The organism is Kitasatospora sp. P5_F3, from assembly GCF_054049135.1.
In genome coordinates this window covers 28,959-41,078 of the sequence record NZ_JBFUMY010000047.1, presented here as the reverse complement: position 1 = coordinate 41,078, position 12,120 = coordinate 28,959, and the positions used below count along the sequence as shown (strand labels likewise).

At 71.0% G+C, this 12,120-nt stretch carries 11 protein-coding genes and 1 pseudogene; 6 read left to right on the top strand and 6 right to left on the bottom strand.

Annotation, left to right across the window (positions count from 1 at the left end; genetic code table 11):
* Positions 1–437: 437 nt before the first annotated feature.
* Positions 438–1,031, top strand: coding sequence for a DUF4291 domain-containing protein (locus ACXJMZ_RS25150; protein ID WP_457032327.1), 594 nt, complete (start codon positions 438–440; stop codon positions 1,029–1,031).
* A gap of 33 nt (positions 1,032–1,064) precedes the next feature.
* Here the strand turns inward: ACXJMZ_RS25150 and ACXJMZ_RS25145 are convergent, their stop codons facing one another.
* Positions 1,065–2,024: a DUF2199 domain-containing protein gene (locus tag ACXJMZ_RS25145; protein ID WP_457032326.1), complete on the bottom strand. Its 960-nt coding sequence runs from the start codon at positions 2,022–2,024 to the stop codon at positions 1,065–1,067.
* 78 nt (positions 2,025–2,102) lie between these two features.
* Here ACXJMZ_RS25145 and ACXJMZ_RS25140 point away from each other — a divergent pair.
* Positions 2,103–2,846: pseudogene (locus ACXJMZ_RS25140) on the top strand (Sir2 family NAD-dependent protein deacetylase); the annotation flags it as partial.
* Between the two features lie 45 nt (positions 2,847–2,891).
* Here ACXJMZ_RS25140 and ACXJMZ_RS25135 read toward each other — a convergent pair.
* The 3 genes from ACXJMZ_RS25135 to ACXJMZ_RS25125 are packed head-to-tail and all read right to left on the bottom strand — an operon-like array spanning position 2,892 to position 6,129.
* A complete protein-coding gene (locus tag ACXJMZ_RS25135) occupies positions 2,892–3,971 on the bottom strand; it encodes a threonine aldolase family protein (RefSeq protein WP_057236635.1) in 1,080 nt (359 codons plus the stop codon).
* On the bottom strand, positions 3,968–4,717 hold the full coding sequence (locus ACXJMZ_RS25130; protein ID WP_457032325.1) for an SDR family NAD(P)-dependent oxidoreductase: 750 nt from the start codon (positions 4,715–4,717) through the stop codon (positions 3,968–3,970). The genes ACXJMZ_RS25135 and ACXJMZ_RS25130 overlap by 4 nt, the downstream gene beginning before the upstream one ends.
* Positions 4,714–6,129, bottom strand: coding sequence for a DUF6421 family protein (locus ACXJMZ_RS25125; RefSeq protein ID WP_457032324.1), 1,416 nt, complete (start codon positions 6,127–6,129; stop codon positions 4,714–4,716). The genes ACXJMZ_RS25130 and ACXJMZ_RS25125 overlap by 4 nt, the downstream gene beginning before the upstream one ends.
* Before the next feature lie 366 nt (positions 6,130–6,495).
* On the opposite strand from ACXJMZ_RS25125, the gene ACXJMZ_RS25120 reads away from it, so the two are divergent.
* Together ACXJMZ_RS25120 and ACXJMZ_RS25115 are read left to right on the top strand one after the other, a co-directional pair.
* Entirely contained in the window at positions 6,496–7,017 is a 522-nt protein-coding gene (locus ACXJMZ_RS25120; protein ID WP_457032323.1) for a DUF5134 domain-containing protein, read from the top strand.
* A 169-nt stretch (positions 7,018–7,186) separates the two neighbouring features.
* Entirely contained in the window at positions 7,187–8,137 is a 951-nt protein-coding gene (locus ACXJMZ_RS25115; RefSeq protein WP_457032322.1) for a M56 family metallopeptidase, read from the top strand.
* On the opposite strand, the gene ACXJMZ_RS25110 is transcribed toward ACXJMZ_RS25115, so the two are convergent.
* A complete protein-coding gene (locus ACXJMZ_RS25110) occupies positions 8,129–8,560 on the bottom strand; it encodes a MarR family winged helix-turn-helix transcriptional regulator (protein WP_457032321.1) in 432 nt (143 codons plus the stop codon). The genes ACXJMZ_RS25115 and ACXJMZ_RS25110 overlap by 9 nt on opposite strands.
* A gap of 88 nt (positions 8,561–8,648) precedes the next feature.
* Between ACXJMZ_RS25110 and ACXJMZ_RS25105 the strand changes: the two genes are divergently transcribed.
* Together ACXJMZ_RS25105 and ACXJMZ_RS25100 are read left to right on the top strand one after the other, a co-directional pair.
* Positions 8,649–10,112 (top strand): MFS transporter, encoded by a 1,464-nt coding sequence (locus ACXJMZ_RS25105; RefSeq protein WP_457032320.1) that lies wholly within the window; start codon positions 8,649–8,651, stop codon positions 10,110–10,112.
* 124 nt (positions 10,113–10,236) lie between these two features.
* Positions 10,237–10,836 carry a TetR/AcrR family transcriptional regulator gene (locus tag ACXJMZ_RS25100; protein ID WP_457032319.1) on the top strand — a complete coding sequence of 200 codons (600 nt, stop codon included), beginning with the start codon at positions 10,237–10,239 and terminating at the stop codon, positions 10,834–10,836.
* A 19-nt stretch (positions 10,837–10,855) separates the two neighbouring features.
* Here the strand turns inward: ACXJMZ_RS25100 and ACXJMZ_RS25095 are convergent, their stop codons facing one another.
* Positions 10,856–11,725: a helix-turn-helix domain-containing protein gene (locus ACXJMZ_RS25095; RefSeq protein ID WP_457032318.1), complete on the bottom strand. Its 870-nt coding sequence runs from the start codon at positions 11,723–11,725 to the stop codon at positions 10,856–10,858.
* Positions 11,726–12,120 lie beyond the last annotated feature (395 nt).

Genomic DNA, 12,120 nt, shown 5'->3' with positions numbered 1-12,120 from the left:
GCTAGTGTTTTACTTCATAAAGGAATCTCCAACCCATCCAAAGGATAGGCCGGGGATGTCAACATATCTGGCGTTGACTTTTGGCACGCTGTTGAGTTCTCAAGGAACGGACACTTCCTTCGAGCCGCTTATCAGGCGGACCCTCCGGGTGCTTCGTTCTTTCGTGTTCCGAGCTTATCAGACGTTTTCCGCTCCGTTTTCCGGAGTTTCATTCAGCCGACTCGCTTTTCTTCGCCCCTCTCGGTGCGACTCCGGAACTGTACGGGCATCGCCGCCCCACAAGCAAATCGCCTCCCCCAGTCGCCCCAACCCCTCATCGACACGGGCCCCACAACCCACCTGACCAGCGCGTTCTCACCAGTAGGACCATCAGCCCGGAGGTGGCCTCGAACAAAATCGAGTGGTCCGCCTTACCCGACCGACCTCATCCTCGAGCCATGGATGAACCGAAGCACCGGATTCGCGCGCAGCACACGGCGACCACCGTCACCGTCTATCAGGCCTACCGCACCGAGATCGGCCTGCCGGCCGCACGCGAGGGTCGGTTTCCGGCGGCCTGGCAGCGGGATCGGATGACCTGGGTCAAACCGTCGTTCCTCTGGATGATGTACCGCTGCGGCTGGGCCACCAAGGAGGGGCAGGAGACCGTCCTCGCCGTCGAGATCTCCCGCGCTGGGTTCGAATGGGCGCTCCGGAGCGCCGCCCTGTCCCATTACAAACGTGGCGTGCACACCGATCAGGCCTCCTGGAAGCGGGAGCTGAAGCGGGCCCCCGCCCGCGTGCAGTGGGACCCGGAGCGTGACCTGCACCTCCAGCCGCTGCCGTACCGCTCACTCCAGCTCGGGCTCACCGGCGAGGCAGCGACCCGGTACGCCGACGAGTGGACTGTGGGCATCACCGACGTGACGCCGCTCGCCCATCAGGTGCACGCCCTGGTGCGCAGCGGGGAGCTGGCCGCAGCCGCCGAATTGCTCCCCCAGGAGCAGCCGTACCCCACCGGGAAGGGCACCCTTGCACACCTCCTCGCCTGACTCGCCCTCGCTCTCCCCCCTCGCGTCGCCCGTTCAGTGGTGTGCGTGCGGCTTCGGAGGATTCTCCGGGTCGTACGCGAGTGCCCAGGCCCGGTCATCCGTCAGGATCTCGGCCGGCGGCCACGACTTCCGCAGGATGTCGGCCACCGCCGGGACGGGGCTGTCGAGGATCTGTGGTGTGCGCAGCCCCTCCAGTCGGAGGGGCGAGCTGATCGAGACCGGCGCGGCGAGGATGCCGCCGCCCCAGGGGGCAAGGGCGTTGGCGAGTCGGCCGTCGTAGGACGCGACGGCTGGGACACCCTCTCCGTGCACGGCATCGGCGAACCGCGCGTAGGTGTCCGCCTCCAGGGAGACCCAGACGCCGAAGCTGACGGTTCGTCCGTCGTCGAGCGGCACCGCAAGCAGGGCCCGGACGAACCCGCCGAGGGTCCGGGTCAGGACGGCCTGTCCGGAGTAGAAGGTGATGGTCCTCTCCTGCTCCGCCTCCGTCAGCGCTGCCAACGGGTCGGGCAGCTGGAAGTTGAAGGCCGGCTCGCTGGTGTCCAACGGTTCGTCGCAGCAGCTGCAGGCCGGCACCGGCGGCACGGGAGACCCCGGCGACGGGGCGTAGCCGGAGCGGCGTCCGGCGGCCCGGGCTTCGTGGTAGTCCAGCCAGGCCTGCTCGGAGAGGCGGAAGGAGAAGCCGCCCTTGACCTCCGAGTCGCCGACCGGAAGTTCGTCCAGGGTGCCGTCCTGCTGGAGCAGTGAGAAGACGGCGAGGCGCTGGAGATAGGAGCGGGCGTAGGGCTGCTCCACCAGGTAGGCGCCCAGGTCGATCCACTCGCCCGGGAAGGCGGTGCGCTCGAGGAGTTCGCGGCGCAGTCCGTCCGCGTGCTCCCGGTTCGCTGCCTTGGTGGCGGCGTCGCCGTGCAGGCGCCGCTTGAGGTAGAGCCCGAGCGGTATCCCGATCGCTGTACCGATCACCAGTGCGATCAGCAGTTCCGTGCCAGTCATACCTGTCCCCGTCCCCCGTGATTGACGGGCGGAGCCTACTGAGCGGGGTGGCGGTCCGTCGAGGTCTACCCTGACCGCATGGGTGAGCCTGTGGCGGACGAGGATCGGGCGGCGGCGCTGGAGTCACTGGCCGAGCTGGTGGCCGGGCGGGGCGTGGTGGTGCTGAGCGGGGCGGGGCTGTCGACCGAGTCGGGCATTCCCGACTACCGGGGTGAGACCGGGAGTCGGCGGCCTGGCACCCCGATGACCTTTCAGGAGTTCACCGGCAGTGCGGAGGCCCGCCGCCGCTACTGGGCGCGGAGCCACGCCGGGTGGCGGACCATCGCGCGGGCCGAGCCGAACGCCGGGCACCGGGCGGTGGAGCGGTTGCGCCGCTCGGGCCATGTGTCGGCGGTGATCACCCAGAACGTGGACGGCCTGCACCGGGCGGCCGGCACCCGGCAGGCGGTGGAGCTGCACGGTGGGCTGGACCGGGTGGTCTGTCTGACCTGCCGTCACCTCACCCCGCGCACCGAACTCGACCGACGGCTTACAGAGTTGAACGGGGACTTCCGGGAGGCCCGCGCCAGGACCCTGGCGGACGGCGACGCGCTCCTGCCGGACGGGCTGGTCGAGACGTTCCAGGTGGCGCCGTGCACGGAGTGCGGCGGGGTCCTCAAGCCGGACGTGGTGTTCTTCGGCGAGAGCGTGCCCAAGCCCCGGGTGGAGCGCTGCTTCGAGCTGGTGGCGGCCGGGCAGCTGCTGCTGGTCCTCGGCTCGTCCCTGACCGTGATGTCGGGGCTGCGCTTCGTCCGCCGGGCGGCCCGGGACGGCACGCCGGTGCCGCCCCCGCCGGCGACCGGCGGGGGCGGTCGGAGAGCGCAGCCGTCAGCCCCGGCCGAGCTCCTCGGCGATCGCCGCCGCGAAGGCGTCGATGTCGGCCTCGGTGGTGTCGAAGGCGGTCATCCAGCGCACCTCACCGGTCTGCTCGTTCCAGAAGTAGAAGCGGTAACGCTTCTGCAGTCGCTCGCTGACCTCACGCGGGAGCAGCGCGAACACCGCGTTCGCCTGCACCGGCCGGACCAGCTCGACGCCGTCGATGCCCTCGACCGCCGTCGCCAGCCGCTGCGCCATCGCGTTGGAGTGCGAGGCGTTGCGCAGCCAGAGGTCACCGCTCAGCAGCGCCTCGAACTGCACCGACACGAAGCGCATCTTCGAGGCGAGCTGCATCGACATCTTGCGCAGGAACTTGAGGTTCCTGACCTTCTCCGGGTTGAGGACCACCACGGCCTCGCCCAGCAGCAGGCCGTTCTTCGTCCCGCCGAACGAGAGCACGTCGACCCCGGCGTCCGTGGTGAAGGCCCGCAGCGGCAGCCCGAGGGCTGCGGCGGCGTTGGCGATCCGGGAGCCGTCCAGGTGCACCAGCATGCCGTGCTCGTGGGCGTGGTCGCAGATCGCCTTGATCTCCTCGGCCGTGTAGACCGTGCCCAGCTCGGTGTTCTGGGTGATCGAGACGGCCAGCGGCTGGGCGCGGTGCTCGTCGCCCCAGCCCCAGGCCTGAAGGTCGATCAGCTCGGGGGTGAGCTTGCCGTCGGGGGTGGGGACGGTGAGCAACTTGAGCCCGGCGATCTTCTCGGGGGCGCCGCACTCGTCCACGTTGATGTGGGCGGACTCGGCGGCGATCACCGCGCCCCAGCGCGGCAGCAGGGCCTGCAGGGCAACCACGTTGGCGCCGGTGCCGTTGAAGACGGGGTACGCCTCGGCGCGCTCGCCGAAGTGCTTGCGGAACACCTCCTGGAGGTGCTCGGTGTACTGGTCCTCGCCGTACGCGACCTGGTGCCCGCCGTTGGCGACGGCAAGGGCGGCCAGGATCTCGGGGTGCACACCGGCGTAGTTGTCGCTGGCGAAACCCCGGACGGCGGGGTCGTGCCGCCGAACGGCGTCGGTGGCGTCGCTGGCAACGTTCATCGGGCTGTCAACCACAGGTGCTGTCCGTTCAGTTCTGCTGCGGGGCGGTCCCAGAGGCCCGCCAGGGTGTCGGCCAGGTCGGCGGTGTCGGTGAAGCCGGGGAACTTGGCCTCGGGCTTCTCGACGCGCATCTCGGGGGTGACCAGAGCCTTGATCACCAGGATGGCAGCCGCCGCGGTCGGGGCGCCGTCGGGTGAGGTGGTCTCCTTCTTGAAGGAGTCGGCCATCGAGAGCGTCCAGGCCTCGCTCGCCGCCTTGGCCGCGGCGTACGCGGCACCGCCCGCGGTCGGCTTGTGCGCGGCGGTGGCGGAGATCATCGCGTACCGGCCGGCCGCACTGCGCACCAGCGCGGGCTGGAAGGCCAGCGAGGTGTGCTGGAGGGTGCGGACCACCCGGTCGTGCAGCCAGTCCCAGTCGTCGATCCGGCTGTCGAAGAAGGTCTTGCTGCCGCGCCAGCCGCCGACCAGGTGGAAGACGCCGTCGACGTGCCCGTGCTCGGCCTCCAGGTGGTCGGCCCAGTCGTGCACCTCCTGCGGGTCGAGCAGGTCGATGACCTGGCCGCTGACCCGGGAGCCGGGGACCTGGGCGCGGGTGGCGTCCATGACCTCGTCCAGTCGCCGGGCGTCGCTGCCCGCCGCGATCACGGTGGCGCCGTCGGCGGCCAGTCGGCGCAGCACGGCGCGGCCCGCCGCGCCGGTGGCGCCGGCCACCGCGATGACCTTGCCCTCGAGCTGACGGGTGCTCACGCGGCGGCCTCCTGGCGGTCGGCGGTGGCACCGGTGATGCCGGTGCTGGCGGCGATCACGCCGCTGAGCTTCTTGGCCAGGGCCTCGTAGAACATGCTGAGCGGGAACTCGTCCGGCAGCACAGCGTCGCACAGGGCCTTGTTGAGGGCCTTGCCGTCGGTGGTGCCGAGCGGGAGCGCCTCGGGGCCCTTGGCCCAGGTGGAGGCCGGGTGCGGGGTGAGGTATTTGGAGACCAGCTGGTAGGCCGCGATCCAGTGCGCGGTCTTGGGCCGGTCGATGCCGTCCCGGTAGAGGGTCTCGATCTCGCCGCAGAGCGCGTTGGTGACCTCGGCGACCCGGTCCCAGTCGATCGAGAGCCGGTTGTCGCGCCAGCGCAGCGCGTCGTGCTTGTGCAGGTACGCGAAGAGCAGCTGGCCGCCCATGCCGTCGTAGTTGCGGACCCGGTCACCGCTGACCGGGAAGCGGAACATCCGGTCGAACAGGATCGCGTACTGCACGTCGCGGCCCTGGTCGTAGCCCTCGGCCTCCAGGCGGACGGCCTCCTTGAAGGCGGTCAGGTCGCAGCGCAGCTCCTCCAGGCCGTACATCCAGAACGGGCTGCGCTGCTTGATCATGAACGGGTCGAACGGCAGGTCGCCGTGGCTGTGGGTCCGGTCGTGGACCAGGTCCCAGAGCACGAAGGTCTGCTGCGAGCGCTGCTGGTCGGCGAGCAGCTCGGTCGCGTCGGCGGGGATCTCCAGGCTGAGCTGCCGGACGGCGCTGGTGGTGACGGCGCGGAAGCGGGCGGCCTCACGGTCGCAGAAGATGCCGCCCCAGGTGAACCGCTCGGGGGCCTGGCGGACCGCGATGGTCTCCGGGAAGAGCACGGCGGAGTTGGTGTCGTACCCGGCGGTGAAGTCGGTGAAGGTGATCGGCACGAACATCGGGTTGTCGAAGCGGGTGCGCTCCAGCTCGGCCAGCCAGTCGGGCCAGACCACCTTGAGCAGGACGGCTTCGAGGTTGCGGTCCGGGTTGCCGTTCTGGGTGTACATCGGGAAGACCACGAGGTGCTCGAGGCCGTCCTCGCGCTGCTCGGCGGGCTGGAAGGTGAGCAGCGAGTCCAGGAAGTCCGGCTCGCGGTAGCCGGTGTCGGCCCACTTGCGCAGGTCGGCGAGGACGGCCGTGAGGTAGTCGGCGGAGTGCGGGAAGAGCGGGGTGAGCTCCTCGACCGCGCCGAGCACGGTCTCCACCAGCGGGTCGACGGCCGACCGCTGCACGGTGGAGAGGTCGATGGAGCCGTCCTTGGACTGCAACGGGCGCAGGGCCTCGACGGCCTCCTTGAGCCGCAGCCAGGCGGGGTGGGCCGCGTGGCCGGCCGGGGATACTCCGGAGAGTTCGGCCGCCACAGTCAGCCCGGGCGAAAGATTCTGCATCAGAGACCCACTTCGACAGGAGTTATTTCGACAGGACCACCATAGATACGAAAGGTTCTCCTGTTCAAGGGGGGTCGGAGCAACACTGACGTGAACAGCGCGACGTCCACCATTCGGACACCTGCGCGGACAGTGGGGACGATTCCGCCGAGGGGTGCGGCCTCCCGTGCCGTACGCCGACCATGCCCGGTACCCCGACCCCCCGCCACCGGGGTGAGCCGGGTGGGAAGCCAGACCGACGCGGCACAGCTCGCGCCCGGGAGTTGACCACCCGTCACACCTCTGTGCGCCCCCGTTCGCGCCCTGCTGCCCCCGCCCTGGATCGGTGATCGTGGAGTCCCGGCACACCGGCCTGGAGGGGGCGCCGTGCACGGTCCGGTCATGGTCAGCTGGCTGCTCGCGGCTCTCGCCGCCGGTTCGGCGGGATTCGGTCTGCACCGACTGCGGGCCGGGCGCGGAGGCTGCGCGTCGGCGAGCTGGGACTCGGACGCCGCCGAGGCGCTGATGGGGATCGGGATGGCCGGGATGGTGCTCCGGCCCGGGATCGTCTGGGGGTGGCTGTTCGCCCTGCTCGCCCTGCCCCTGCTGATCGGCGCCCTGGCGCCGGGCGCACCCCGCGCCCACCGGCTGCACCACGCGATCGGGGCGCTGGCCATGGCGTACATGGGGCTGGCCCCGGCCGGTCACCACGGTTCAATGGGGCTGCCGGCCGTGACCGGTGCCCTGCTCGGCTACTTCGGCGGGTACGCGCTCTGGACGGGCAGCCGGCTGCTCTCCGTCCCCGGCGGCCGCGCCACCACCGCCACGGAGGCCGGGGCGGCCGACCTCTCGCGGGCCTGCCGGACGGCGATGGGCGTCGGGATGTTCGCGATGCTGCTGACGATGTGAGCCACCCCACTGCTCGCGGCCGCCGGGCGACAGCGGTCTGCCGGGCCGCCGCCCGTGTCAGCTTGGTCACTGGCGCGGCGTAAGGCGTTCCTAAGAGGCGCGCCCAGCGCGTAGGTTGGGCACACGGCGCATGGTCGCGCCCGCGTGCCCGCCTGGGGGAGCACCTGCCATGACGGCTCTGTTCGGTCTGCTGCTGCTCGGCGTTCTGCTGTCCACCGTGGCGCCCCGGCTGCTGGCCCGCGCGCCCTGGGCCGAACGCGAACCCGTGCTGGCGCTCTGGGCCTGGCAGTGTCTGGTGATCGCCGTCCTGCTCTGCTGCCTGATCGGTCTGCTGCTGGCCTCCTCGGCTGCCCTCCCCGGCCTGCGCGAACTGCTCTTCACGGGCGCCCCGCACGGCGTCGAGGCGGCGTACGGCCTGGCGGGTGCCGAGGGCTGGGGCCGGCTGGCCGCCGCGCTGCTCGCGGCCGGCGGGGTCTGGACCGCCTGGTCGCTCGGCCGGGAGGTGCTGGCGGCCCGCGCGCTGCGGGTCCGCCGCTTCGCCGAACTGGCCGACCGCGCACCGGAGTTGCCGGGCGGTCTGGCCCTCCCCCGGCGGACCGGGGAGCAGCTGGTGGTGCTGGAGAACGTCCGCCCCGAGGCCTGGTCGCTGCCCGGGCCGGGCGCCCGGCTGGTGGTCACCACGGGTGCGCTGCAGCAGCTGACCGACCGTGAGCTGGCGGCGGTGCTCAGCCATGAACGGGGGCACGTCCGGGCCAGGCACCACTGGCTGGCGCAGTCCGCCCAGGCGCTGGCCAGCGGGTTCCCGGGGGTGGGTGTGTTCAGCGCGTTCCGGGACCAGGTGGGCGAGCTGGTCGAGCTGGCCGCCGACGACCGGGCCGCCCGTCGGCACGGGCGGGTGACCACGGCACTGGCGCTGGTCGAGATCAACAGCGGCCGCGGGGTCTTCGGCGCCTGTCCGCCGCAGCAGCTGGCGCAGTCCCCGCACCGGGTGGACCGGCTGCTGCTGGGGGCGCCCCGGCTGCCCGTCCGGCACCGGCTCCGGCTCACCGTGGCGGCGCTCGCCGCTCCGGCGGCAGCGGTGCTGCTGGCGGTGGCGCCCGGAGTGAACGCTCTACTCTGACCCGCCGCCGACGCAGGCCGTGCCGTTCAGCGTCCGCGCGAGCACCTGACGGTGCACCGGCTGCGCCTCCCGGTAACGCTGCCGCCCGGCCTCCGTGAGCATCACGAAGATGCCGCGGCGGTCGGCCGCGCACATCGCCCGCTCGACCAGCCCGGCCTTCTCCAGCCGCCCGATCAGCCGGGACAGCGCGCTCTGGCTCAGGTGCACCTGGTGCGCGAGGTCCTGCACCCGGAGCTTCTCCCGGTCGGCCCCCTGCTCGTCCTCGAACAGGCGCTCCAGCACCTCGAACTCACTCATGCCCAGACCGTGCAGTTCACCGAGCTCACGGTCGAGCGCACACGCGGTGGCCGCGTGACGGGCCAACAACTCCCGCCAGCCGGCGACCAGGGCCGCCTCGTCGGCGGCGACATCGAGTTCTGACACGTGGCCCACGCTAGCACATGCCTCGGAACTTAGTGCGAACACATTAAATCGACTTGCATTGATTGCACATGCATGTACTGTCTCCCTCATGACCACAGCCCGAGAGCCTTCGGCAACCAGCGCCCCCGCCAACCCTTCTGACGCCCCGTCCGTTCACGGTGACGACAAATGGAGCCCCCGACTCTGGGGCACCCTGATCGTCCTCTGCGCCGCCCTGTTCCTCGATGCCCTCGACGTCTCGATGGTCGGCGTCGCCCTCCCCTCGATCGGTGACGACCTGCACCTGTCCACCTCCACCCTGCAGTGGGTGGTCAGTGGCTACGTCCTCGGCTACGGCGGTCTCCTGCTGCTCGGCGGCCGGGCGGCCGACCTGCTCGGACGCCGCGAGGTCTTCCTGATCGCGCTCGCCGTCTTCGCCGCCGCCTCTCTGCTCGGCGGTCTGGTCGACAACGGCGGCCTGCTGATCGCGGCCCGCTTCGTCAAGGGGGTGGCCGCCGCCTTCACCGCTCCGGCCGGCCTCTCCATCATCACCACCACCTTCGCCGAGGGCCCGGCCCGCAACCGCGCACTGAGCATCTACACCGTCACCGGCGCCAGCGGCTTCTCGCTCGGCCTGGTGCTGAGCGGCCTGCTCACCTCGGTCGGCTGGCGCTTCACCTTCCTGATGCCCGTCCCGGTCGCACTGATCGCGCTGGTCTTCGCGTTCCGTCTGCTGCCCCGTCAGCCCCGCCCCGAGCGCGGCACCGGCGGGTACGACATCGCCGGGGCGATCACCGGTACCGGCTCGCTGCTGCTGCTGGTCTTCACCGTCACCGAGGCGCAGAGCGCCGGCTGGGCGAGTGCCCGCACCGTCCTGTCGCTGCTCGTGGTGGTCGCCCTGGCCGCCGCCTTCCTGCTGATCGAGCAGCGCACCGCGCACCCGCTGGTCCGGCTCGGCATCTTCCGCAACGGCGGCGTGGCCCGGGCCAACCTGACCGCACTCGCCCTCTTCGGCAGCTACGCCGGCTTCCAGTTCGTCGCCACGCTCTACCTGCAGCGGCTGCTCGGCTGGACCGCGCTCGAGATGGCCCTGGCCTTCCTGCCCGCCGGTGCGCTGGTTGCTCTGTCGGCCACCAAGATGGGCGCCATCGTGGACCGGTTCGGCACCGGTCGGCTGATGCTCGGCGGGGTGCTCTCGCTGACCCTCGGCTACGTGCTCTTCCTCCGGCTGGACGAGCACAGCAGCTTCGTCGGCCTGGTGCTGCCGAGCATGGTCCTGCTCGGCATCGGCTTCGCGCTGGGCTTCCCCTCCGTCAACATCGCCGCCACCAACGGCGTCTCGGACGACGAGCAGGGGCTGGCGTCCGGGCTGGTGAACACCGCGTTCCAGGTCGGCAGTGCACTCGTGCTGGCCGCCGCGACGGCGGTGATCACCGCGGGCAGCAACGGCGGGCAGAGCCCCGCGGCCCAACTGGACGGCTACCGCCCGGCGTTGCTGGTGATCAGCGGGATCTCGCTGCTCGGCTTCCTGGTCACCGCGGTGCCCTTCGTCTCCGTACCCGGGTACCCCTGAGGGAACCCGTACCGGCCCTGCCAGTATATTGGCCAGGAGCCAATCAACGTACGGAGCAGACACGATGGCACCTCGCGGGGAATCGGTCAACGAGGAAATGCGCCAACGTTCCCGGCTCCGCATCATGCGCGCCACGGTCGAGCTGGTCGACCAGCACGGATACGGCAGGACCACGCTGGGTGACATAGCCGAGCGCGCCGGGCTCGCCCGGGGCCTGCTGTCGTACTACTTCGACAGCAAACGACTCCTGATGCAGGCGGCCACCCACCGGATGATGCACCTGTCACTGTCCGAGGCACTGGCCGGGCTGCCTGCCGGGAGCACCCCGGAGGCCCGGCTGGCCAGGGCGATCGACGCGGTGCTCGGGCTGGCGCTCGACCACCCCCGGGTGATGCGCTCGCACCTGGCGCTGATCCTCGACCCGGACGCCGGCTCGTTCGTCAAGGACCCGGAGCAGCGGCAGCTCGGGAAGATCCTGCAGGATCTGCTGCTGGCCTGGGGCGCGGCCGATCCGGTCGCCGAGCACGCGGTGCTGCGCAGTGCGCTGATGGGCGGCTGCATCGGGGTACTGCTGCCCGGCGCCGCGGTCACGCTGCCGCCGATCCGGGCGGACCTGTTCTACCGCTACGGCCTGGCCTGGGAGTTGGGCGTACCGCCGCAGCCGGTCGCGCCGCCGCGCTGGCAGCCGCCGGTCCGGGCCTGCGAACCGTCGGACGGGTCCTAGGGGCCTGTCTGACGCCGGGTCAGTGACCGGCCAGGATCCGGGTGAGCAGGTCCCTGGTCTGTTCCGGGGTGAGGCTGTCGACGCAGAGCCGCTCCATCACCTGGACGTAGGCGTCGACGTCGTCGCGCTTGTCGAGGTAGAGCGCGCTGGTGAGCTGCTCCAGGTAGACCACGTCGGCCAGGTCCTGTTCGGGGAAGCGCAGGATCGAGAACGCGCCGCTCTCGCCGGCGTGCGCCCCGAAGCGGAACGGCATCACCTGGATCACCACGTTGGCCTGCTCCGAGATGGCGAGCAGGTACTGCACCTGAGCCCGCATCACCTTCGGCCCGCCGACCGGGCGGCGCAGCGCCGCCTCGTCGATGACCGCCCACAGGCGCGGGCTCTGCCCGTCGGTGAGCAGCTTCTGCCGCCGCAGCCGCAGGCTGAGCCGCCGCTCCAGCTCCTCCTCGGAGATCACCGGACGGGTCTGCCCGAAGACCGCGCGGGCGTACTCCTCGCACTGCAGCAGGCCGGGGATGAACTGCACCTCGTACGTGCGGATCTGGGCGGCGGCCTCCTCCAGCCCGACGTAGGTCTGGAACCAGCCGGGCAGCACGTCGTTGAAGCTGTGCCACCAGCCGGACTTGTTGGCCTCCCGGACCAGGCCGAGCAGGGCCTCGCGCTCGCCGCCGTCGTCCACCCCGTACAGGCTGAGCAGGTCGGCGACGTCACGCTCCTTGAAGGAGACCCGGCCGAGTTCCATCCGGCTGATCTTCGACTCCGAGGCGCGGATCTGGTACCCGGCGTCCTCGCGGGTGATGCCGCGGGACTCGCGGAGGCGACGGAGCTGCGAACCGAGCAGGATACGGCGCACCATCGAACCGCCGCCGGGCTGAGCTGTGGTGGTCATGCCGTAAACCTCCGCCGTGGGCAAACAGCGCACAGTCTGCCATCAGTTGAGCGCTCTGGGTGCCGGTACTGACTGAACGATCTTCCTCTTACGCGCTCCGGGCTCCATGATGCACGTGCATCCGGCGCTTGCATATGCCAATAGTGCGACTGCACGTGAATCGACTCTTGCATCCGCAGTGTGCGCAGAGGACCATGGTGCACGTGCACCTGCACGCCCCTGGCATCCCTGCGGATACCGCGTCGACTCCATGCGCGTTTCCGCACACGCATCCGGCCACGCCCCCGCGTGGCCGGTTGTCCGTGTGCGCGTATGGCTGGCCGAGGCGGTGGCCGTGAGGCCGAGCGAGTCGGAGGTGACCGGCATGACCCCGGCGGGTCCAGCCGTGTCCGCCC

Bases quoted from the DNA above. Each gene is read 5' to 3' on its own strand.
- ACXJMZ_RS25150 (WP_457032327.1), top strand. From the start codon at position 438: ATGGATGAACCGAAGCACCGGATTCGCGCGCAGCACACGGCGACCACC.
- ACXJMZ_RS25145 (WP_457032326.1), bottom strand. From the start codon at position 2,024: ATGACTGGCACGGAACTGCTGATCGCACTGGTGATCGGTACAGCGATC.
- ACXJMZ_RS25135 (WP_057236635.1), bottom strand. From the start codon at position 3,971: ATGAACGTTGCCAGCGACGCCACCGACGCCGTTCGGCGGCACGACCCC.
- ACXJMZ_RS25125 (WP_457032324.1), bottom strand. From the start codon at position 6,129: ATGCAGAATCTTTCGCCCGGGCTGACTGTGGCGGCCGAACTCTCCGGA.
- ACXJMZ_RS25115 (WP_457032322.1), top strand. From the start codon at position 7,187: ATGACGGCTCTGTTCGGTCTGCTGCTGCTCGGCGTTCTGCTGTCCACC.
- ACXJMZ_RS25105 (WP_457032320.1), top strand. From the start codon at position 8,649: ATGACCACAGCCCGAGAGCCTTCGGCAACCAGCGCCCCCGCCAACCCT.
- ACXJMZ_RS25100 (WP_457032319.1), top strand. From the start codon at position 10,237: ATGCGCGCCACGGTCGAGCTGGTCGACCAGCACGGATACGGCAGGACC.
- ACXJMZ_RS25095 (WP_457032318.1), bottom strand. From the start codon at position 11,725: ATGACCACCACAGCTCAGCCCGGCGGCGGTTCGATGGTGCGCCGTATC.